Consider the following 23,155-nt stretch of genomic DNA (forward strand, 5'->3'; position numbering starts at 1 on the left):
AATAATCGGCTAATATTTAGCCACAAGGAGGGGAATTATGAACCGGTTGCTGTTTCTTTTCCATACTCACCATAAAAAAGACACCTACATTCAGCTGCATCAGCATAAATGCTATGAACTTGTTTATTACTTTGGCGGAAGCGGAAATACGCGGATCGGAACGACCAATTTCACCTTCAAACCGCATACCTTCGCCCTCGTCTCTCCGCATACCCTGCACGATGAGAAGCATACCTCCGATTCGGAGCTGCTCTTTATCGGCTTTCTCTGCGAACAGGAAGAGGTCATCCGCAATTTGAACAAAGTCATTGAGGATGACGATAAACATACGATCCAGCAGCTGATTCTGAGGATGGAATATGAGTTTACCTCCCAGCAGGAGGGATATTATGAGATGCTCAATCTGCTCGTCAGCGAGTTGACCACGCAAATTCAGCGCCTGGTAGGTCTGAACAAACATCTCCAGCCGGATGAAGGACGGCTTAAATACGCCATCAATTATATGGACGAGCACTTTCAGCAAAAAATTTCCGGCGAAACGTTAGCCAACATGTCCGGGTACAGTTACGAGCGTTTCCGCCATTTGTTTAAGGAAACAACCGGCGTCTCTCCTCAGCACTATTTGCTGCGCAAAAGGCTGGACCATGCCAAGTCCCTGCTGCTGCACACGGAAATGACCATCTCGCAAGTGGCTAACGATTCGGGGTTCGTCAAGGACTCCCAGTTCTCTGCTGTATTCAAACGGGAAACCGGGGTTACTCCAATGGCCTTCCGCAAACAACCCAGCCTCTAATACGAAGTACATCTGAGGTATACCTCAATTAGTCTATACGTTAGGTAAGATTTCGTCAGATATTGAACGCAAGGGATGCTCTGATTCTGATCCTGTGTGCAGAATTTGCTACCTCTGCCACAGTCCCATTCTCTTCAGCTCTTCCCATAGTTGAACTGGTTAGGTTATCCATTCATCTGTAGGTGACCTGCAGGGAATGTTATGAAGGGGAAACCATACTGTAAGGAGGGGTTATGGAATGGCTAGAAGATCAAGGCGGCGCCGGAGTCCCGAAATGCAGCAGTTCATGACCAACGTCATGCGGGAGGAAGGCTATCAAGTAGACCCGCAGAGACAGCAGGACGTCAAATATGAGGTGGCCAAGTCACTTGGTGTTCCGCTGAAGCCGGGCGACAACAGAGATCTGACCACCGAGCAGGCCGGTAAAGTCGGCGGTGCGATTGGCGGTTCCATGGTCCGGGAGATGGTTCGTATGGCGCAAGAGAGTCTCAGCAAGCGTTAGAACGAGCCTTGTTTCTTGGAATACGGTATCCTTAAACAGCAAAAACAGCTCCATATCATAGATCCCTATGACGGTGGGGCTGTTTTTGTTATGCCTATATAATGATAACTAATATACAATGGCTTCGAAAATGAATTCTTCTATGGTAAACCTGTCGTTGCCTAAACTATTCTCCTACCTTATCCCAAGGGGTCGGACGGTCATAGTACGTATCGCACAATTTAAACTCGCTATCCTTAAAGAAGCAGCCGCGGTCCTCCATCGTATCGCGTACGGTCATTCTCGCCAGCTCCATCATGTTGTGATCGAGGCTGAGATGAGCAAGATATGTACGTTTGGTATCTCCCGTCAACAGCTCGCTTAAGGCATCGCCTGCCGAATTATTCGATAAATGCCCCATGTCGCCGAGAATCCGGCGTTTGGTATTCCACGGATAGCGTCCCATCCGGAGCATCTCAATATCGTGATTGGCTTCCAGGACCAGGACATCCGATCCATCCAGCGCTTTCTTCACCTTATCACTGACATAACCGAGGTCCGTAGCGACGCCCAGCTTCTCGTCGCCGTCATAGAAGCAATAACCGACCGGTGCCGCAGCGTCATGGGATATTTCAAACGGCTCCACCCGAAGCGTGCCAAAATCCTTGACCTCATGACTCTCCAGCACAATCCGGTTCTCTTCCGCAATCTTGCCCAGCGACTTGCTCATCGCTTCCCACGTCTTCTCATTCGCATAGATCGGCAGATTGTATTTGCGCGCCACCGCGCCAAGCCCACGAATATGATCCGAATGCTCATGCGTGACCAGAATCCCGTCGATTTCTTCTCCCATCATTTCGCGTTCCTTCAACAGCTCATCGATGCGCCGTGCACTTAAGCCCGCATCAATCAGCAGTGTCGTATCCTCATTGCGGACAATGGTCGCATTGCCCGTTGAGCCGCTCGACAGCACGGAAAATGAAATCCCCATAGTCTTGTTACTCCTTTGTCGTATCGCTTTTTGGCGTCAGCACGTCCCCGCTGATGCCTTGTACATAGATCATCTCGCCATGATCCAATGTAAACCGCCAGGTTGGTGCTGCTAACTGATCCTCCGTATTAAACAACTGTCCATAATAGCCAAGCTGAATGTCCCTTACCGCCGAATCAGGCGGGATGAAATTACGTTCAATAAGTGTCTCCAATGCCTTCGATGCGGGCAGAACCTTCTGCTCCACCATATCGCTGCTTGGCAGAATCTCAAACACGGGTACGCGAAACGCATGGATCTTCTGGGTTTCATGGATAAACTCCAATTCCACATTAAACAGCGGCCATTCCTTCTGCACCAACGGTCGGAATACGAAGACGTTCTCCTTATCCGATGGCTCATCATGGCGATAGTTCCCAAGATCCGCGATCTTGCCTTCCAGCGCATTCCGCAATTCCTTCTCATCGGCATAAATCAGCTTGGTATCCACCGGCTGCTCCAGCCCTACCGGCTCTCCCTGGGCTTCCGCGCTGTAGATATAATTAATCTTGGGCAGCTGCGGCGTTTCTGTTGGAATCGGACTCAGCAATTGAATCCCATTCTCCTCCATCACCTGCTGGGTGCTCTCGGAAAGCGAGGTGAAATCCAGATTGGAGCCGACCTGCTCGCGGTAATCCATCCAGAGCTGATAGCCCAGCACCAGATTCAGCAGCAAAAACGCGTAAATCAATACATTTTTGGCACGGCCCCAATCCATGATCATCCCTCCTTGTGATTCAATTTCCATTTTCAACATTTATTCGAGTGTGATAACTGACCCGTTCTGGAGCTCCAAGGCCCATACAGGCTTTAGCAGCAGCCCTTCTCCCGTCAGCACCGGTAAATAAGCAGGATCCAGACCCATAACCATATTTTTCTCCTCGATATAAGGCTTCAGCTTCGCTTCCAAGGCCTCGCCCCCTGTCAGCTTCACCATCTGCTTCTTCAAGGCAGCAGACTCAAGATATAAGAGCGAGCGCTCATACGAGGTGACTGTTCCCTGCTGTAAATCCAATTCCATGACGCCATACTGAAAGCCTGGTGTATTCAGGATCGGGTATCCGCCATAGTACTGCTGGAATTTGACCAGTGTCCGATCCTCGGATTCACCCGCCTTAGCTAGCCTGTACGTGCCATTCCAGCCCCCGTGCTGATTCACGAAATCGATGGCGGACAGCACGTCCTTGCCGGGGCTGCTCTCACCGGATGGCGGCGCAGCCGGATCGGTATAACTGATCCATTTCTGCCCCTGATCTACCTGCAGGCTCCGCTTACTGTCCGTATAAATCTCGGACCCGTCTTTTTCCCGGATGTTGCGGGTGATACTAGGGTCAAAGAACAGACTTCGCTGCATCTGCTCTACCGTATATTCGCCAATCGGCAGTTCAATGCTGACCATATTCAGTTCCTTCTCCGGGGTATAATACCGGCCATTCACCATCTTATACGGTGTCCAGCTCAGCCCGAAGTCCACCAGTTGATCCACGTCCTGTACGGTCAAATCCGCCTGCGCAGCTTCATAAACGACATCGCCCTCCGTACTGAAAAACATCACATGAATCTTCGCTTCGCCTTCCACGCTGTACAGCCATATTTTATTGATGCTCTCCCCTTCAAACAGGGAATCCGGAACGATCTGCATCACTCTCTGGAGCAGGGTAACCGGAATGCCGGAATCAAAGCTCAGCTCAATGCCCCGATTCTCGGAGCGAACCTTGGCCCAATCGATGTTACTGACCATCCGTCGCTGGAAATTATCAAAGGTTCGGCCTTTAAGCCGGTTATATACGAGATTGTAGAAAGTATCATTCGGATAGAACACCGTATGTTGGTCTTCGCCCAGATGAATAATCATCTTGTCGGGAAAGAGCAGATTCTCAGCCTTTTCCTCCGGGCCCATTTCCTCGGTTCGGATATAGGCGTTCTTAGATTGCACAACCGAATCACTGCCTGGAAAGCGGAAAATCAAAACGTAACTCTGCAGCAAACTGCCAACGACCAACACAACCAACAGAATGGTCTTTAATCGTTCCTTCACGTTAACGCCCTCCCCTCATAATCCAGGGGCAAGGTGAAGGTCACCGTGGTGCCTTTCTCCAGCTCGGAATGAAGCGTAATAAAACCTCCATGTGCCCTGACAATTTCCCGGGCAATGGATAGACCGAGCCCCGTTCCGCCTAAATTGCGCGTCCGGGCCTTATCTACCCGGTAGAAGCGCTCGAAGATCCGGTCAAGATCCTTCTTCGGAATGCCGATCCCGGTATCCTTTACCGATAAGGACAGCATGCCTTCCTCCGTAATGCTTGCATCCATGGTGATTGTGCCTCCGTCTGGCGTATATTTAAGAGCATTAGATATCAGGTTGTCGAGAACCTGGTCAATGCCATCCCGGTCCAGCATAGCTGTCGATACGCCCGGTTTCACCTCAATAATGGTACGGATATGCTTTTGCTTCATTTGGAAAGAGAAACGGTCCTCTACGTCCTCCAGCATCTCCACAATGTCCGTTGGCTCCTTATGCAGCGAAGCCTCCTTGGAATCAAGCCGTGACAGATGCAGCAGGTCCGTTACCAGCCGGATCATCCGGCCGGTCTCATTCTGAATGACGCCGACAAATCGCGGCCCCATCTGTTTATCCTCCAGCGCCCCATCCTCGAGCGCCTCGGTATAACTCTTGATGGTTGTCAGCGGCGTGCGCAGCTCATGGGATACATTCGCCACGAACTCCCGCCGGGATGCTTCCAATTTTTCTTGCTCTGTAACGTCTTGCAGGACCGCAATCGTACCGGTGATGCCGATCTCCCGCCGGTGAATCGGAGTAAAGGTCACACGCATCATGAACGGTTCGCTGCCCTCGTGCGGCACAATCTCCAGCAGTTTGGAATCATGACCTTCGCTGAGCGCCAGCGCCTCCGACTCGGACTCCTCAAGACCCAGTAGGGACACGATATCGTGTCCTGCCAGTTCTTCCCCCTCCACGCCCAGCATTTCGCCGGCGCGCCGGTTCATTAGAATGACGCGTCCCGCTTCATCGGTTGCGATAACACCGTCGCTCATATTGGTCAGAATCGAAGCAAGCTTCTCTTTCTCTTCTTCGTTCTGCGAGAGGGCTTCGCGCAGACGGCTGGTCATATAGTTGAACGCCTGGCTGAGCTGGCCGATCTCATCGCTGCCGAACACTGGCGTTTTCTCAGTAAACCGGCCATCTGCGACAGCCCGGGCATGCTTGGTCAGCTCCTTGATCGGATGGGTAATCGTATGTGACAGGATTACGCCAAGCACCGCCGTCAAACCAAGGGCCAAGAGAATGCCCGATATAAAAATATTGTTGATCCGCTGCATCGTGCTGTACAACTCGCTCATGCTGGCTACGATATAAATCGCACCGACGATTTTCTCGTTGTACATGACGGGCTTGGCCACCACTTTTTTGCGGATATTATCATCATCGATGATATACTCTTCATTATCCTGTATTCCCTGCAAGGCCCGGCTGACAACCGTCTGCGTGTTCTTGGTGTTCACATAATCAGCGTGGGAGGGTAGCGAGGTCGTCAGTACCCGCCCGGTGGGATCCAGCACCTGGATCTCGGCTCCGTTCAGATTGAACAAATTGTTCACCATGACACGCAGGCTCTCATACGGGTCCTCCTCCGTATCATTCTCGCCACCAAGAGTTTTGGCTGCCAGAACCGACATCAGCTCTGCGCGCTCCTGCAAATCCTTCGTGAAGTTGCTGGTCAGCGAGTTCTTCATCGCACTAACAAAATACACCCCGATCAGCTGCATCGCGATCAGAATGAGAAGAACATAGATGATGATGACCTTCGCCTGAATGGTGCGGAAGAAGGACAACCACTTCATTACAGGCCTCCGTTTTTAGCGCTGCGCATCAGGTAGCCTAGTCCGCGCCGAGTCAGGATATATTCCGGCTTGCTCGGATTCTCTTCAATCTTCTCGCGAAGTCGGCGAATGGTAACATCCACAGTCCGCACATCGCCAAAGTATTCAAAACCCCATACCGCCTGCAGCAAATGTTCACGAGTCATCACTTTGCCGGCATTACGGGCCAAATAATACACCAATTCATATTCGCGGTGCGTCAGATCAAGCGCTTCCCCGCTTTTGTATACCATGTACATATCGGTATCAATAAACAGCTCAAACAGCCGCAGGCCTTGTCCGCCTGCACTTGTGTCGCCTGTGTTATCCGCTGAGTTGTCCGGCTTCTGCTGACGGCGCAGATGCGCCTTCACGCGTGCCAGTATTTCTCTGGTGCTGAACGGCTTCGTCACGTAATCATCCGCGCCAAGCTCAAGTCCGAGCACCTTGTCGATCTCCCCGTCCTTCGCCGTCAGCATGATAATCGGGATCTGCAGGTTCGCGGCACGTACCTCGCGGCACACATCCATTCCGTCTTTTCCGGGCAGCATCAAATCAAGCAGCATTAAATCCGGCCGCTTCGTGAGTGCAATCTCTACCGCGCTAATGCCATCAAAAGCGCAGATGACCTCATAGCCCTCTTTTTCCAAGTTAAACTTTAAAATATCGGCGATGGGTTGTTCGTCATCCACCACCAGAATGGTTCCCTGCATTGTCCTGTTCACCTCATACCTTCACTTAAAGTGGATGTTCAAAAAGCCCCCCTTTGATCACGAAGCAGCACCAGTAGCCCACTCGACATCGAATCTTGAATTCAGCCGGGCTTTCCGTTGCTCACGTACCCAAAACGTACGCTCCGCTGCTCAATCGCTAGCTTCATCCAACCTTCTCGGTGCTGAAAGTTTGACTTTTTGAACTCACCACTTAAACGGTCTTCCTCCCATTTTACCACACCTGCCGCCGCTACACACCCACAGCTCCTAACAGCTCACCTGATTCAGGGGGCGGCTACTTTAATGATAATCTTGAATGAATAACAGATCAGGCGTAAGAGAAGAGGACTCCCTTCGCTTTATGAGTGCGCGGATTAAAATGATGAAGATCGTGCTCTTGTAAAACCGTCTCGATAGTTGAAATTCATAACTTTTCTGGATTATGATGGAACTGCTATTTTTAAGGGAATTTCATCCGTTTTATTTAAGTTAAGAATGAGTGCTCAATTTATAAATATAGGAAGGGGTTATATGGATGGAAAGTACAAATATAGTTACTCATTTTAGACCCATATATATTCTGTTTATCCTCATTCTGATCATCTCATTGTTCATCATGATTTTTCGGAATCGCCATAAAATAATCAATGGCTTTACAATCGCAATAATTACCCTTATTAGTTTGGCAGTATCGGCTCATCTGACCTATCAAATAGGTTACCTTGCAGATGAATTAGGAACCAGCGGCGACGCTGTTTCCTTTATGATGTTTATTGCAGTGGTGATACTATCGTTGGTTAATCTCCTAGTCTACGCCTACAAAAGAGAATAATTCTTATCGCGGGACACCACTTGCGCCCCCACTGCAGACACTTTCCCGTTCTGTCCCACCCACACCGCCTCCCTACGGCCGCTCGATTTAGGGAGCGGCCACCAGCTTCGCAGCTTAGCAGGAAGGCACGGGGATGGATTCGACAGATAAGGGAAAATATCTTGGAAGACGCCTTTGGGAGCCCTTTGTCCCCTCATAAAATTCAATTCAGACAAAGGGCGGACAACAGCGGCCGGAAAGATATTTCCCGTTCTGTCCCACCCACACCGTCTCCCTACGGCCGCTCGATTTAGGGAGCGGCCACCAGCTTCGCAGCTTAGCCGGAAGGCACGGGGATGGATTCGACAGATAAGGGAAAATATCTTGGAACGCCTTTGGGAGTCCTTTGTCCCCTCATAAAATTCAATTCAGACAAAGGGCGGACAACAGCGGCCGGAAAGACATTTCCCGTTCTGCCCCGCCCACACCGCCTCCCTACGGCCGCTCGATTTAGGGAGCGGCCACCAGCTTCGCAGCTTAGCAGGAAGGCACGGGGATGGATTCGACAGATAAGGGAAAATATCTTGGAAGACGCCTTTGGGAGTCCTTTGTCCCCTCATAAAATTCAATTCAGACAAAGGGCGGACAACAGCGGCTGAAAAGATATTTCCCGTTCTGCCCCACATCCCCACTCCGACTGGCAAGACGCAAAGATGGCCGCCCCCGTTAAGGAGCGGCCATCTTCACTATTATGATATATGAACCAATAATGGCTTATGTCGCATTGGTTTACCTAGTATAACACAGAACTACAGATAATTCATCGGATTTTGGGCAACTCCATTTTTTTGCACTTCGAAATGGAGATGAGTTCCAGTAGAACGGCCCGTATTGCCCATGACGCCCAGCTTGGAGCCTTGTCCAACGGATTGTCCGCTGCTCACGGAAATCCTGCTCATATGCCCATATAGGGTGCGGTATCCATTGCCATGATCGACAATGACGACATTGCCGTAACCGCTCTGCTGACCAGCGAAGACCACGGTTCCCGAAGCGGCTGCCATAATCGTGCTTCCGCCAACCATATCGACACCCTCATGGCTTCTTCCCCAGCGATGACCGTAGGCACTCGTAATGCGTGCCCCGCTGACCGGCCATGCGAACATGCTGCCATCGGACTTTCGGCTCACTGTCACCGCTTTTTTCTTAGGTGCTACCTTGGTGCCTTTATACACGACTTCCGGCAACGATTCCTGAACCACTTGTTGGCCTGTCCATTCCTTGGAGACAACCTCGCCATTCTCTTTGGTCACGATATAATCCACCATTTTGACGCCATCCCGTCCGGGCCGAACGACCTTTCGTTTCCCAAGTGGAAGCTCGCTGCTCTTGCGGACAATCGTTTCCGGTTTGCTCGGCTGCTTCAACGACACCGTCTCCACCGTTCTTACCGTCAGCGGCGCTTCCGGCTTCGTTACCTGCAACTCGGCCCCGATCTGAACATATTTCTCCTCCAGTCCGGGATTCAGCGCCATGACGTCCGCAGACTTCATACCGAAATGCTGTGCAATTGAGGAGATCGTATCCCCCTCTTTCACCGTGTACACCACCGGCTTGTCCTTCGTGCCGGTCAGCACCTTGACCGCTTCTTCCACGTCCAGCACCTTGTTCGGGTCGGCCTTCGTGTTAGCAAGCGAGATCTTCTCCTTGATATCCACGGACTTGAGCCCGCTTCCGTCATCGCTCTTCTTGCCCGATGCCGATGCGGACGTTTTCGTGAAAGCAACCCTCTGCGTCTTCTCCTTCTGGGCAGCCGCTGGAGCGAACTTCAGCTTAGCCGCTTCAACGGCGACCTTGGCCGTCTGTTGATCCTTTACGATCGCCACAGTCTTGCCGTTCACCTTCAGCTCCACGCCGCGGGCATATGCCTTCAGCATGTTATCCAGCTTATGGAGTGTCTCCTCGCTGTTCACCTCGGGTTTAAAGGAACGATCGGCCTTTGTTGTAATGCCGTCGGTATGAAGCACCATAAGTACATCAGGATACTCCTCCTGATACTCCTTCTGCTTCTCTTTGAGCAGCTGGTCAAGCTGGGCATCATCTTGAATGGTACCGATTGCTTTTCCATCTACATACACATGATAGAACGGAACCGTATTCGCGTTCACATACGCTTTTCCGCCCGTATATATCGATCCTGCTATGAGCATTGCCCCTGCCGAAATCCAAATCCACCTGCGCGGTGAGGTCCATCCCCGTTTTTGTGGATTTGACGGCTCCGAGGGCTCACGATTCGAGTTGTTGTTGTGGGCAGAATGATCGGCTGCTTGCTTGCGCAAGAGGCTGTCTATCCACCGTTTCCCCTTAGAACCTTTCATGTCTCTCTCCTTTAAGCCTTGTTCATATGTAAGAATCCATTCATCTGAACATGCTGACTTAGCATTGAATGTGACACAACCTGTCAAAAGGTATCAAAATTTTAACCTTTTCGATCTTCGTATACTTTAACATAGCCTTTACAATCATTTCAAGTTTACGAAAACAGCGAAAAACCCGCGCCCAGCGCGGGTTTCCTCATTTTTCCTAATATATATCCTTAGCAAGTCAGTGACAAAACAGTGACAGAACAGGCCTGAACGCCGTCATTCCGTTATTCTTTGAGCATGGTGATCAGTTTATCGAATTCCTCTGCATTCAAATATTTGGATATGCCCTGTTCGATGTCCGCAAGTTCCGCTGCGGTCAGACCATCCTCCATCGCCTCGGAGATCTTCTGCATTTCCGATTGAGGCAGCTTATTCATCAGCATGGTAAAAATCTCTTCCTTCTCCTCTGTTGGCAGACTGTCCTTCCGATCCACAATTTCCCCCGGTGTCATTACAATCTCCTGATCCTCCAGCGAGGAATCGTCAGGCTGCTCTGTCGTGTTTGTGCCCATCACTGGCAAGGAATTATCAGGTGCCTCTTCATCTGCTGGCGGCTCACCCGTCGTCCCCAATGGGTCCGAACTGGTCTCCTCGTCCTCTTTTGCCTCACCTTTCGTCTCTGATCCGACTCCTGATGCCGGTTCTTTGGACTCGGTACCTTTATCTTCTGCCGATTCGTTATCCTTCACGGCGTTGACGCTGCCAACATCCGACTTTGTGCCGGAGCCCATGCCCAGCATCGACTTCATAATACCTCCAACCCCCATCGACTCTGTCTCCAGCTGAATGTTAAAGCTGGACAACACCGATTGAATATAGGCATTGACCACGATGCCTGTTGTCACAATCGTGAGCGTGCTCACCAGGATGGCGGTCAGGCTGACTTTCAGCAGCCATTTCATCCACTTCATCCGTATTCCTCCTTCGCTCATGCATGCTCTGAAATGACATGGCCATAATTGCTTTCTTTTTTCCAGTATTGACGGCTCGGAATCGCTTCAATCCCATATCATCCATTTTTTCTACTTCCATTTGATATATTTCATGATTCAGGTGATTTTAGGCCACACTACTTCTGTGCTATGAAGGCTGCAATCGACCGCACAGGGGTATTTATGATACATATATAGTCATCAGAACTGCACACGAAGGAGGTTCATTCTAGTAATGATTCATATATTAATCGCCGATGACGACGCGCATATTCGGGAACTGCTGCAATATCATCTGCAATCCGAAGGATACACGGTGTTTACTGCCGCTGATGGGGAAGAAGCTTCAACTCGCTTGGCCGAGGAACAAGTTCATCTGGCTGTCGTAGATGTCATGATGCCGAACAAGGACGGTTATCAGCTCTGCGACGAAATCCGACGTTATTATGATTTTCCCGTCATTCTGCTGACGGCCAAGGATCAGCTCGTGGATAAGGAGAAGGGATATGCCGTCGGCACGGATGACTACTTAACCAAACCATTTGAACCAAGGGAGCTGCTATTTCGAATCAAAGCGCTTCTTCGGCGCTATCAGCTGGTCAGCGCGGACAAGATCCGACTGAACGAAACCACCATCGACCGCAAAAGCTACGAAGTCCAAGGACACGGGAAGGTACTGATGCTGCCGATGAAGGAATTTGAACTGCTCTCTCAGCTTGCGAGCTATCCGGACCGGACGTTCTCGCGCGAAGAATTGATTCAGCTCATCTGGGGAACAGATTATGACGGAGATGACCGGACTATTGACGTCCACATCAAACGGCTCCGGGAACGCTTTGTAGACCGAACTGGCGATTTCCAGATACGGACCATCCGGGGTGTGGGGTATAAATTGGAGGCGGCGCCGCAGTGAGAACTCTCTATTCGCGCATCGTCCTCACCACCGTTGCCATCATGGTGATCAGCAGCTTGATTGCTTTTGTGCTGTCCAATCTCTACTATCAGTACAATCTCAAGCCATTTAATGATCAGAAGGTCACCACCATGGCCAAAAATATCGGTGAATTCTATAACAGCCACCCGGAGATGGATGTACATGATTATCTCCACCACATCGGACAGCTCGGTTATCAATTCTATTTGGTGAACGATCAAGGCAAAGAGTGGTTCTATGGCGGCTTATTCCGTGAACGCGATCTCTCGACCGAAACGGTGCAGCTGGTACTGAACGGGAAGGTGTACCATGGCATCGGGGAGTTCCCATCTGAACTGTTCATTACCGGTTTTTTCGACAATGTCCTAAGCAATTCCATCGGCATTCCATTACAGGTTGACGGCAGGTCTCACGCGCTCTTCATCAGGCCCGATATTACCGTTCAATTCGGGGAAATGCGAATCTTCTTCTCGATCATCATGGCGATCGCCATTCTGCTGAGCATCCTGCTTGTGGGCATCATTACCCGATACATCGTGAAACCGATCGTGAAGTTAACCGAGGCTACCCAAAGCGTGGCGCAGGGCCAATATAACATTGAGCTGAATGTCGCCAGGCGGGATGAGCTGGGGCAGCTCGCGGATCATTTTTCCCAGATGGCCAAAGGTTTAGCGCAGCTGGAGCAGATGCGCCAGGAGTTCGTATCTAATGTGTCACATGAAATCCAGTCACCGCTTGCTTCCATTCAAGGCTTCTCGCAGACGCTGCAAACCAAACGCTTGTCCGAGGAACAACAGCAGCATTACCTGGCGATCATTGAAGCGGAGAGCCGCCGCATGTCCCAACTCAGCAAACAGCTGCTTATGCTGGCTTCCTTGGATAAGGAAGAGAATATTCTGGAGAAAACCACCTTCGACGTTGCCGAGCAGATCAAGCAGGTATTGTTCCACACCGAATGGAGCTGGCGGAGCAAGGATCTCACCATCGATATGTCGCTGCCGTCAACCTATATTCACGGCGACCAACAGCTGCTGCATCAAGTATGGACGAACCTCATCACGAACAGCATTAAATTTACGGCTCCGGAGGGCGTCATCACGCTGCGTGTCACCGATCAACTCAACAAACAATGCAGCATCGAGATCTCAGATACAGGGATAGGCATTCCGCAAGAGCATCTCCCCCACATCTTCAACCGATTTTACCGTGTGGATGAGGCTCGGGATCGTTCCGAGGGCAGCAGCGGATTAGGCTTATCCATCACCCGGAAGATTGTCGAGCTGCATGGCGGACATATTGAAGTGACGAGTCAGCCTGAAAAAGGAACCACCTTCACCGTCATCCTCCCTATCGCGTAATGAAGCCTTATCTCTGAGTTCATGCTCTGTTCATATTCCATTCCTATACTTGAAGCATATCCCGCAAGATAGATACGAAGGGATAAGGTGCTGCTTAATTACAGGAATGGAGATGAGAAACATGTTTCTTGCACTGCGCGAACTTCGACATGCGAAGCTGCGCTATCTGCTGATTGGCTTCATTATGGTGCTGATTGCCTGGCTCGTCCTGTTCGTGACCGGATTGGCCCAGGGACTCTCCTCTGATAACGCCTCTTCCATACAAAATATGAAAGCCGACTATCTGGTCCTTCAGGAAGAGTCCGATCATCGGATCAATCGCTCCATTCTTACCGAGGAGCTCTGGACCGAAGTACGGAGCCACCCAGGTGGAAACAAGGCCACCCCGCTAGGGGTACACATGAATACGCTGACTAAGGAAGGCTCCACAGCTAAATTCGATGCAGCTTTTTTTGCCATCGACATGGAGAGCATGTTAGCTCCCAAGGTTGTTGAAGGTACCATGATTAACAATACGGATGCGGACCATGTCATGGCTGACCGCTCCTTGAAAGATGACGGATACCAGTTAGGTGACCGGATCGTTGATCAGGCTACAGGCGCCACATATACCATTGCGGCGTTTACTGAAGGACAGTCCTACAGCCATGCTCCGGTTATTCATATGAATTTTGAAGGGTGGAAGGCTCTTCAGCCAAGGAGTGCGAAGCAAGAACCCATCTATAGTGCAATTGTTTTGAATGGCAGTCCGGAACAAAAGGAAACCCTAGCGCGGGACATATCTGGTATTGAGATTATAACGAAAAGCGATGCGCTGCAGGGCATCCCCGGATTTAAGGAGGAGCAAGGCTCTCTTATCATGATGATTGTATTCTTGTTTGTGATCGCGGCTTTTGTCCTGGCTGTGTTCTTTTACGTCATCACGATTCAGAAAATGAATCAGTTCGGCGTCTTGAAGGCCATTGGAGCTGGAACCGGATATCTGGTGAGGAATCTCATTTTTCAAGTCCTGACCCTTACCATCGTCAGTCTTGCGATCAGCATTGGCCTGACTTATGGAGTATCGCTCCTACTGTCCGGCATCGTACCGTTTTCATTACCCCCTTCGGTCGTCCTGCTCTGTTCGTTGCTATTCCTCGCGGTATCCCTGATGGGATCGCTATTGTCGCTGTATCGCGTCATCAAGATCGATGCCATCGAAGCTATCGGGAGGGCTGCATAATGAAATCATCCAAACTGTTATTGGATCAGGTGAGCAAAGAATTCGGCGATGGGGATACCACAGTTAACGTACTTAACAACATATCACTGGACATCAAAAGCGGGGAATTTGTCGCGGTTGTTGGGCCTTCCGGCTCCGGCAAAAGTACCTTTCTCTCCATTGCAGGGGCACTGCTATCCCCTACCCAGGGACGAATATGGATGGGCGATCAGGAGGTTACAAGGCTATCTGCAAAAAAATTGAATCAGCTGCGGCTGAACCATATCGGATTTGTCTTTCAATCCTCCAATCTGATTCCTTATCTAACTGTTCGCGATCAGCTCCTCCTGATTGCCAAGCTGGCAGGTCAGCACGGCCAGGAGCCGCAGCAGCGGGCGGATGAGCTGCTTCATCGGCTGGGTTTATCGCACCGTAAGTTTCATTACCCTGAGAGCTTATCCGGCGGCGAACGGCAGCGCGTTGCCATTGCCCGGGCATGGATGAACAATCCGGAGCTCATTCTTGCAGACGAGCCGACTGCAAGCCTGGATTCGGAGCGCGGTCGAACCGTTGTTCAGATGCTCGCCGATGAGGTCAAGTTGCGCCAGAAAGCCGCCGTCATGGTCACGCATGACAAGCGCATGCTCGATCTATGTGACCGAATCGTCTATATCGAGGACGGCAAGTTAACCGAACAGCGACCGCCCACTCTACTATAGTATGAAAAAACCGGATTCATCCCTAGTAACCTAGTAGATGAATCCGGTTTTTATTATGCTGGATCGTGTACCTTGTCCAGCTCTCAAGAAAGCCATACACCTCATTGAATTCGTATGGCTTCTGTCCCCCCTACATTGTTCTGACTGCATATACCCGCTGCTTTTAGCCCCAATTCCAAATTATCAGCGTGCTGTCCTCTATGTCTCTCTCCATTATAGGGTGGATGGACAACCGACTAAGGGATAATATTATTCAAATGAAGGGACAAATTCTTCCACATTTTGGTTATCAATGTTATCTCGAGGTGTTTCTTGATTTCACTTCATTGCCCAAAAGAAAAACCCGCCGACAATATCATCGGCAGGTTCATGGACCTATCTTATTGTTGAAGTTGAACTTCTAGTCTCTCTATTCTTGGTCCAACGCTAGATTATTTCTCGTAAATCGGAAGCACTTGATTCGTCTGCTCCCGGTTGCGGCCAACGGAGAAGATGGCAATCGGAATGCCGGTCAGCTCGGATACGCGCTCGACATAGCGACGGGTGTTCTCCGGCAGATCCTCCAGCGTTTTTGCTCCGGTAATGTCTTCGTTCCAGCCTGGCAGCTCTTCATAGATTGCTTCGCATTCAGCAAGCATTTTCAGGCTTGCTGGATAGTGTGTGATTTCTTCACCGCGGAATTTATATGCAGTACAGATCTTAACGGTCTCAAGACCACTCAGCACATCAAGCGAGTTCAGGGACAAGCCGGTAATTCCGCTCACACGGCGGGCATGGCGTACAACTACGCTATCGAACCAGCCTACGCGGCGAGCACGTCCGGTCACCGTGCCGTATTCATGTCCTTTTTCACGAATGTACTCACCGATCTCATTGTCCAGCTCCGTTGGGAAAGGTCCATCCCCTACACGCGTCGTATAGGATTTAGCCACACCGATCACCTGTTGAATCTTCGATGGCCCTACACCGGAGCCGATACATACACCGCCGGCAGAAGGATTCGAAGACGTAACGAACGGGTACGTGCCTTGGTCGATGTCCAGCATAACGCCTTGCGCGCCTTCGAACAATACTTTTTGATTCGCATCGATTGCATCATTCAGGATGACGGAAGTATCACGCACATATTTACGAATGATTTCGGCGTATTCCAGGTATTGCGTCAGAATCTCTTCGACATTGAGTTCTTCCCCGCCATACACCTGGGTAATGACTTGATTCTTCTCCTTCACCAGATGGCGAAGCTTCAGCTCGAACTCTTCCGCATCCATCAAATCTGCGATCCGGATGCCGTTACGTGCCGCTTTATCCATGTAGCAAGGGCCGATTCCCTTGCGGGTCGTACCGATTTTGTTCGGACCTTTGCGATCCTCTTCCAGAGCATCCAATACCATATGATAAGGCATGATAACATGAGCACGATCACTGATTACCAGATTATCCGTGCTAAACCCGTTATCATGAATATAATTAATCTCTTCAATAAGTGCAGCCGGGTTAACGACCATACCGTTTCCGATCACACAGGTTTTATCTTTATAGAATACTCCGGATGGAATCAAGCTAAGCTTGAATTTATTACCGTCAATCAGAATGGTGTGGCCGGCATTGTTGCCGCCTTGGTAACGGGCTACCACGTCAGCGCTTTCCGCCAAATAATCCGTGATTTTCCCTTTCCCTTCATCTCCCCATTGTGTTCCCACAACGACTACCGTTGACATATTCATTCCTCCGCCCGGGCTGTTACACCCTTAATATTTCACGTAACACTGATGAAATAACCTCTACATGATGATTAAAATTCAACCTCACTGCACTAAAGCAGCAATACCAGTGTAACAGTCCCCATTTTTAAAGTCAAATACAAAAACGAACAATCGTACATCAGTGTGTACGATTGTTCGGAATTAGGACGAGATTATACAATGATTGCCGCATTATTCGGGGAACCACCATAAGAAAAACGACTGTCGACGTACTTTCTCTGAAGACAGACCGCGGTTAGAGGAAGTTTTTCTTGCGATATCAGGAAGGGCCCAAGCTTCGAAGTTTATACTTGATATCTTAAGAAATGCCCCTAACTTACAGCCAGCGGCAAGTATCTGTCTGGCTAGACTAAGGTTGGATACCGCCGTTATCCGGCGGCGAAGGCATCGGCATGGGTTCGCTCGTAATTGACGAATTTATTAAAGTTCTTCAGGAAGACCAGTTCCACCGTGCCTACAGGACCATTACGCTGTTTGGCAATGATGATCTCGATGATGTTCTTCTTCTCCGTCTCCTGATTGTAATAATCATCCCGGTACAAGAACGCAACGATATCGGCATCCTGCTCAATCGAACCGGATTCCCGAAGGTCACTCATCATCGGACGCTTATCCTGACGCTGCTCCACTCCCCGGCTGAGCTGTGACAGCGCAATAACCGGCACTTCGAGCTCACGGGCGATTTGTTTAAGCGTACGCGAGATCTCGGATACCTCCTGCTGCCGGTTCTCCCCGGCCTTGCCGCGTCCATGAATGAGTTGGAGGTAATCGATCAGGATCATGCCGAGCCCCTTCTCCTTCTTCAGACGGCGGCACTTCGCACGTATATCGGCAACCGTAACGCCCGGTGTATCATCAATGTAGATCTCGGCTTCCGACAGAGCTGCAATGCCCATCGTGAGTTTGGACCAATCCTCATCACCCTTGAAATCACCGTTACGCATGACCCCGGCGTCCAGGTTAGCCTCCGCACAGATCATACGCTGTACGAGCTGCGGCGCTGACATCTCCAGACTGAAGATCGCTACGGTTTCCTTGGCACGAATCGCCACATTCTGGGCGATATTCAAGGCAAATGCGGTTTTACCTACGGAAGGACGGGCAGCTACGATGATCAAGTCGTTGCGCTGGAATCCGCTTGTCATTTTGTCCAAGTCCACGAAGCCGGATGGAATTCCCGTTGTATTTCCCCGGTTCTGATGGAGAACCTCCACCTTCTCGAATACTTCCATCAGCACATCGCGGATCGCAATAAACCCGCTGCCTGTGCGTCGATTGGAGATCTCGAGAATGCGGCGCTCCGCCTCGCTGAGCATACCGGATACATCTTCTCCTCCGGTATATCCTTCACTGACAATCTGTGTTGCGGTTCGAATCAACCGCCGCAGCATCGATTTCTCTTCGATGATCTGGGCGTAATAATCCACGTTTGCAGCCGTCGGAACCGCATGTGCCAGCTTGGCTAAATAGCTGACGCCTCCGACCTCTTCCAGCTGCCCTTTATCTTGCAGGAGAGATGTAAGGGTCACCAGATCGATCGGTTGATTGCCTTCCCCGAGCTGCACCATAACTTCATAGATCATCTGATGCGTTTTGTCGTAGAAGTCCTCGGCCTGCACCCGCTCCATCGCTGTAATTAGCGCTTCACTTTGCAGCAGAATGGCACCCAGCACCGCCTGCTCTGCCTCAAGGTTCTGCGGGGGGACCCGATCGAAATAGAGTTCTCCTCCCATATTACTCCTCCGTAATTTGAACCTTGAGCGTCGCCTTGACGTCAGGGTGCAGCTTCACCGGAATCTGGGTAACACCCAGACTGCGGATCGGATCGCTAAGTTCAATTTTGCGTTTGTCGATTTTAATCTTCTGTCCTGCCAGAGCTTCAGCAATTTGTTTGCTGGTAATGGCACCGAACAAACGGCCGCCCTCTCCAGCTTTAGCTTTCAGGACAACTGTCATCTCTTCCAGCTTCTTGCCGAGCGCCTGCGCCTCTCCCTTCTCCTGGGCTTTGCGCTTCTCCTCGGAAGCCTGCTGCTGCTCCAGCGTCTTCATGTTGCCGTCGGTTGCCGGACGAGCGACTCCCCGCGGAATCAGGAAGTTTGTTGCGTACCCTTCCGAAACTTCCTTCACTTCACCTTTCTTGCCTTGACCCTTCATATCTTTTATGAAAATGACTTTCATTCAAATAACCCCTCTTTCGCTTCGATGTCCTTCAGTACCTCCATCAACTTCTCCTCGGCTTTCTCAGGCGTCGTATCCAGTTGTACTGCGGCGTTCGTTAAATGTCCGCCTCCCCCGAGACGTTCCATAATCATCTGAACATTCATCTTGCCCATGGAGCGGGCGCTAATGCCAATCTTGCCGTCTGTGCGTTCGCTAATGACAAACGATGCCTGCACATCCGTCATATTCAGCAGCATATCCGCTACTTGAGCGATCAGCAGCTGCGGCATAGGCTCCCCGCTCGTCGATACCGCAATGGCGATATGGTCATATACCATTTTAGCATGTTTCACGATTTCTGCCTTCGCTATAAATTCTGTCAGATCTTCCTTGAGCACCCGCTGAATCATCATCGTATCAGCTCCGTGACGCCGCAGGAAACCGGCAGCCTCGAACGTTCTCGATCCCGTGTGGAGGGCAAAATGCTTGGTATCTACCGTGATCCCCGCCAATAGGGCCGTCGCCTCAACCGGAGTAAGGGATACCCGCTCGTGAATATATTGCAGCACCTCGGTAACCAGCTCACAGGTCGAGGAGGCATACGGTTCAAGATAGATCAGCACTGCGTCATTAATAAACTCTTCTCCGCGCCGGTGATGATCCATCACCACAACCCGGCTTGCGCGATGAACCAGCCGCGGCTCCATCGTCATGGAGGCTTTATGCGTATCAACCACAACGAGCAATGTATGCTCTGTCATCATCTGCATCGCTTGTTCGGTGGAGACGAATCGGTTCATCAAGGCCTCGTCCTTGCGGACCTCTTCCATAAGCCTCGAAATCGACGGATTCATTCCCTCCATCACGATATAAGCCTCCACTTTATACATCTGGGCTGCTTTCAGTATGCCGATTGCAGCGCCGACCACGTCCATATCCGGCAGCTTATGGCCCATGATGATCACTTTGTCGCTCTCCTGCATCAAATCACGCAGCGCATGGGAGATGACACGTGCCCTTACGCGCGTCCGTTTCTCCACTGCATTGGATTTACCGCCATAGAAGGAGAGCCTTTGACCCGCTTTGACGGCAGCTTGATCTCCGCCGCGGCCCAGCGCCATATCCAAACTGGATTGTGCCAGCTGCCCCAGCTCCGTAATGTCCTCTGAACCGAAGGCAAGGCCAACGCTTAGCGTCAGCGGTACCTTCAGATCGGCGGTCATCTCCCGGACTTCATCCAAGATGAGAAAACGGCTGTTCTCCAGCGCATCCAGCGACCGGTGGTTGAGCATCATCAAATAGCGGTCCGAGGAAAGTCTCCGCAAATAGACGTTAAATTCACGCGCCCAATCGGTGATCTCACTGGTTACCTTCGCAATCAATGCCGTACGCTGTTGATCATCCATCCCCTGCGAGGCCTCATCGATGTTATCCATCATGATAATGCCCAAAGCCAATCGCTCATCCTCATACCGCTGCCTTAGCACGGCCAGCTCGGTAATCTCATCCAGATAAATGAGTCGCTCATCCGGAATGACCGTTGCTCCATAGAACTTATCCTCGTGGGAGATCTCCAGACGAATTTCTTTCGGCAGCTTCTCCTTGTTATCCTTCTTCTCTTGGGCTTCCTTCATCGCGTTAACCAGCTGAGGAAACAACTCCTGCAAGGATACCCCGACCAACGATTGATGCGGAAACATATTGACTACAAATTGGTTATGCCACTCCACTGTCTTGTCTTCGCTGTACAGCACAATGCCAAATGGCAGTACGCTTACCGCTTCGCCCTCGACCCGCTGAATCCGAAATGACAGATCCCCAATATAATCCACCAGCTCGCGTCGGAATTGCATCTCCGTCTTCAGCATCGCATAGCCGCCTACCACCGCAAGCAGCAATCCGACCAGCCCCAGAATGGTATTGTAGAACGACAGAAAAATAACAAGCAGAAGCACCAGCGCAAACGCCCAGACGGTATGATAGCCGTGCCAGCGCTTCTGCAGAAATTTAGGCATGACTCATCACCCTATCTTTTGGTTTTACTAAACGCCTGACGAAGTGGGAACGCCAAGTCCAGGATTCCGATAATCATAGCCGGCGGGAACAGCACAATCGGTATAGCCGTCAAAAGCGGTACAATCGGATGCCACTTCCGTTCGTGAGCGAGATAGTAGAAGAACCCCAGCGCTTGGATCATGAAGCAGATCTGCAGCAAAGGTGTAGCGTTAGCCACAATCATCTTCATGAAGGTATTGTCCGAATCGACGGTTGCTATGTTGATGAAGAAAATGAGCAAGTAGTACCAGATCAGGGAACGCGGCAGCATCCATTCTCTAGCCGGCTTCAGCCGCGGCACGGACAAGCCCATGCTGCCCAGCGTAGGACGAGCCAAAGCATGGGTTACCACCGTCATGAGGAACGAGCTGATAATCATCGCAAATGGAACCAAGCGCATCGTTTGATCTTTAATGAACTGTGTATCGAGTTCTGTGCCAAGGAACTGTCCGCCTAGGCCGCCTTCTACACCCATCTCAGTGAGCGGAGCGGTCGTCATCTTTACAATCTCATCCACGTACTCCGACAGATTTAATTGGAAGAAGGCCGTGCTGATCATGAGCAGAACGAGCATTTCCACCAGCATGACAGCCATGCCATACTTCAATACCTGCATGGCAGCCTTCCGCTTCCGATACAAATACCCCATGACGATCCCCGGAATGGCAAAATAGATCGCGAATAACACATATATGGGATGAATCAGAAGCGCGATCAGCCACACGGGCACCACATGCATGATAAATGATTTTGTATTCAAAGCCGTAAACAGAATCGCAACCGGCAGAACTAACAAGAAAGCCGTTACGATCGAAAAGGGTGTGAGTAGTGATAGCAGCAGAAGCAAATAAATAACGCTCCATACCGCCGTAGTCCAGCGCAGTTTCAATATGTTCACCTCTTACGTAAATGTTCTTCGAGCGCGGAAATATCCTGGTACCAATCTTCCAGTTGATGTCCTTCCTGCTTATGCTTTTTCAATTTCTCTAACAAGAGATCGTCCAAATCCCGATAGGTCAAGCCGAGCCTTCGGCCCAGTATGTATGAGCTCATCATCAGGCTTGCCAAACTGTCTCCAACCTTTGTAGTGCTGCCTTCCCATAGAGCTTTGAATAACCGGGATACATTGTCAATTACTTCGGTTTTGAGCCATTCAATCACTTTGGCGCGTTTAGCTACATCCAAGTCCTTCGGCATATTTGGCATATCCATCTCTCCCTGAAAACAGCTTTATTCTCCATTATAGCATAAAAAAAAGCCGCCCACACAAAGGCCCATGCACCCTGTCCATCCTTAGAACCAGCGGATAGAGATAACCTACCTTCTCTTTGTACTCCAATAGGGCCCCGGTTATTCCTCCCCGCTCTTTCACTGCTGCCTCGCTTCTATAAAAATAGGACGTGTTACCCACATTGTCATCGTGGTCCCACGCCCTTGTTTATTCACAAATCTACTTGATTATGATGCCCCGTGGGACTCCATCGTCTCCTTGGAGACAAACCGTTCACAATACTCAATGATAAGGCTTCTGCGTACAATGCCGATAAAGCGGTTCATATCGTCCACCACAGGCACAAAGTTCTGCACCTTGGCCAGATTAATCAGATCCTCCATCCGGGCGTCAATCGACACCGGTTTAATATCCATACGAAAAGGAACATCCTTCAATAAAAATTTCGAAGCATTCTCAAAAGTGATTTTGCCATCCGAATTTTTCATATGCCACAACAGATCACCTTCCGTTACAGTCCCTGCGTACTGTCCGTTCTTATCCAGTACGGGCACAGCCGTGTATCGGTGAAACTCCATCCGTTCCAGCGTCTGCCTGAGCGTAGAATCCAGTGTTAAACAGATCACTTCCTGCTTCGGTAATAGAAAAAAAGCGATATTCATA

20 protein-coding genes are annotated in these 23,155 nt (G+C 50.4%); 6 read left to right on the plus strand and 14 right to left on the minus strand.

Annotated elements, in window-relative coordinates; genetic code table 11:
* Positions 1–37 precede the first annotated feature (37 nt).
* Both MHH48_RS34630 and MHH48_RS34635 read left to right on the plus strand, forming a co-directional pair.
* Positions 38–793: an AraC family transcriptional regulator gene (locus tag MHH48_RS34630; RefSeq protein WP_076326596.1), complete on the plus strand. Its 756-nt coding sequence runs from the start codon at positions 38–40 to the stop codon at positions 791–793.
* Between the two features lie 238 nt (positions 794–1,031).
* Positions 1,032–1,295, plus strand: a complete 264-nt coding sequence (locus MHH48_RS34635; protein WP_256720877.1) for an alpha/beta-type small acid-soluble spore protein — start codon at positions 1,032–1,034, stop codon at positions 1,293–1,295.
* Positions 1,296–1,461: 166 nt separating this feature from the next.
* Here the strand turns inward: MHH48_RS34635 and MHH48_RS34640 are convergent, their stop codons facing one another.
* The 7 genes from MHH48_RS34640 to MHH48_RS34670 all read right to left on the minus strand — a co-directional run bounded on the left by MHH48_RS34640 (position 1,462) and on the right by MHH48_RS34670 (position 11,047).
* On the minus strand, positions 1,462–2,265 hold the full coding sequence (locus MHH48_RS34640; RefSeq protein ID WP_071219359.1) for an MBL fold metallo-hydrolase: 804 nt from the start codon (positions 2,263–2,265) through the stop codon (positions 1,462–1,464).
* 7 nt (positions 2,266–2,272) lie between these two features.
* The gene (yycI, locus tag MHH48_RS34645; RefSeq protein WP_076326594.1) at positions 2,273–3,022 is read right to left on the minus strand and encodes a two-component system regulatory protein YycI; all 750 of its coding nucleotides are present in this window, start codon (positions 3,020–3,022) and stop codon (positions 2,273–2,275) included.
* A gap of 39 nt (positions 3,023–3,061) precedes the next feature.
* Positions 3,062–4,342, minus strand: coding sequence for a two-component system activity regulator YycH (gene yycH / locus MHH48_RS34650; protein ID WP_076326593.1), 1,281 nt, complete (start codon positions 4,340–4,342; stop codon positions 3,062–3,064).
* On the minus strand, positions 4,339–6,168 hold the full coding sequence (gene walK / locus MHH48_RS34655) for a cell wall metabolism sensor histidine kinase WalK (protein WP_076326592.1): 1,830 nt from the start codon (positions 6,166–6,168) through the stop codon (positions 4,339–4,341). Before walK ends, yycH begins: the two co-directional genes overlap by 4 nt.
* Complete coding sequence (yycF, locus tag MHH48_RS34660) at positions 6,168–6,899, minus strand: response regulator YycF (protein WP_076326591.1); 732 nt, start codon at positions 6,897–6,899, stop codon at positions 6,168–6,170. Before yycF ends, walK begins: the two co-directional genes overlap by 1 nt.
* Before the next feature lie 1,620 nt (positions 6,900–8,519).
* Positions 8,520–10,088 (minus strand): peptidoglycan DD-metalloendopeptidase family protein, encoded by a 1,569-nt coding sequence (locus MHH48_RS34665; RefSeq protein ID WP_076326263.1) that lies wholly within the window; start codon positions 10,086–10,088, stop codon positions 8,520–8,522.
* A 272-nt stretch (positions 10,089–10,360) separates the two neighbouring features.
* Positions 10,361–11,047 carry a hypothetical protein gene (locus MHH48_RS34670; protein WP_076326264.1) on the minus strand — a complete coding sequence of 229 codons (687 nt, stop codon included), beginning with the start codon at positions 11,045–11,047 and terminating at the stop codon, positions 10,361–10,363.
* A gap of 256 nt (positions 11,048–11,303) precedes the next feature.
* Here MHH48_RS34670 and MHH48_RS34675 point away from each other — a divergent pair, with 256 nt between their 5' ends.
* The 4 genes from MHH48_RS34675 to MHH48_RS34690 all read left to right on the plus strand — a co-directional run bounded on the left by MHH48_RS34675 (position 11,304) and on the right by MHH48_RS34690 (position 15,280).
* Positions 11,304–11,981, plus strand: a complete 678-nt coding sequence (locus MHH48_RS34675) for a response regulator transcription factor (RefSeq protein WP_076326265.1) — start codon at positions 11,304–11,306, stop codon at positions 11,979–11,981.
* Positions 11,978–13,360 carry a HAMP domain-containing sensor histidine kinase gene (locus tag MHH48_RS34680; protein WP_076326266.1) on the plus strand — a complete coding sequence of 461 codons (1,383 nt, stop codon included), beginning with the start codon at positions 11,978–11,980 and terminating at the stop codon, positions 13,358–13,360. Before MHH48_RS34675 ends, MHH48_RS34680 begins: the two co-directional genes overlap by 4 nt.
* A 121-nt stretch (positions 13,361–13,481) precedes the next feature.
* Positions 13,482–14,582: an ABC transporter permease gene (locus MHH48_RS34685; protein WP_076326267.1), complete on the plus strand. Its 1,101-nt coding sequence runs from the start codon at positions 13,482–13,484 to the stop codon at positions 14,580–14,582.
* On the plus strand, positions 14,582–15,280 hold the full coding sequence (locus MHH48_RS34690) for an ABC transporter ATP-binding protein (protein WP_076326268.1): 699 nt from the start codon (positions 14,582–14,584) through the stop codon (positions 15,278–15,280). Before MHH48_RS34685 ends, MHH48_RS34690 begins: the two co-directional genes overlap by 1 nt.
* A 431-nt stretch (positions 15,281–15,711) precedes the next feature.
* On the opposite strand, the gene MHH48_RS34695 is transcribed toward MHH48_RS34690, so the two are convergent.
* The 7 genes from MHH48_RS34695 to MHH48_RS34725 form a co-directional block, all read right to left on the minus strand.
* Positions 15,712–17,001 carry an adenylosuccinate synthase gene (locus tag MHH48_RS34695; RefSeq protein WP_076326269.1) on the minus strand — a complete coding sequence of 430 codons (1,290 nt, stop codon included), beginning with the start codon at positions 16,999–17,001 and terminating at the stop codon, positions 15,712–15,714.
* A gap of 413 nt (positions 17,002–17,414) precedes the next feature.
* A complete protein-coding gene (gene dnaB / locus MHH48_RS34700; protein ID WP_071219350.1) occupies positions 17,415–18,779 on the minus strand; it encodes a replicative DNA helicase in 1,365 nt (454 codons plus the stop codon).
* A 1-nt stretch (position 18,780) separates the two neighbouring features.
* Complete coding sequence (gene rplI / locus MHH48_RS34705) at positions 18,781–19,224, minus strand: 50S ribosomal protein L9 (protein ID WP_076326270.1); 444 nt, start codon at positions 19,222–19,224, stop codon at positions 18,781–18,783.
* Positions 19,221–21,221 carry a DHH family phosphoesterase gene (locus tag MHH48_RS34710; protein WP_076326271.1) on the minus strand — a complete coding sequence of 667 codons (2,001 nt, stop codon included), beginning with the start codon at positions 21,219–21,221 and terminating at the stop codon, positions 19,221–19,223. The genes rplI and MHH48_RS34710 overlap by 4 nt, the downstream gene beginning before the upstream one ends.
* 11 nt (positions 21,222–21,232) lie before the next feature.
* Positions 21,233–22,150 carry a DUF2232 domain-containing protein gene (locus tag MHH48_RS34715; protein WP_076326272.1) on the minus strand — a complete coding sequence of 306 codons (918 nt, stop codon included), beginning with the start codon at positions 22,148–22,150 and terminating at the stop codon, positions 21,233–21,235.
* Positions 22,151–22,155: 5 nt separating this feature from the next.
* Positions 22,156–22,458 carry a MazG-like family protein gene (locus tag MHH48_RS34720; protein ID WP_179090743.1) on the minus strand — a complete coding sequence of 101 codons (303 nt, stop codon included), beginning with the start codon at positions 22,456–22,458 and terminating at the stop codon, positions 22,156–22,158.
* Between the two features lie 261 nt (positions 22,459–22,719).
* The gene (locus MHH48_RS34725) at positions 22,720–23,154 is read right to left on the minus strand and encodes a CBS domain-containing protein (protein ID WP_076326274.1); all 435 of its coding nucleotides are present in this window, start codon (positions 23,152–23,154) and stop codon (positions 22,720–22,722) included.
* Position 23,155 lies beyond the last annotated feature (1 nt).

Origin of the sequence: Paenibacillus sp. FSL F4-0100, from assembly GCF_037993005.1 — a bacterium.
Classification (GTDB): domain Bacteria; phylum Bacillota; class Bacilli; order Paenibacillales; family Paenibacillaceae; genus Paenibacillus_AQ.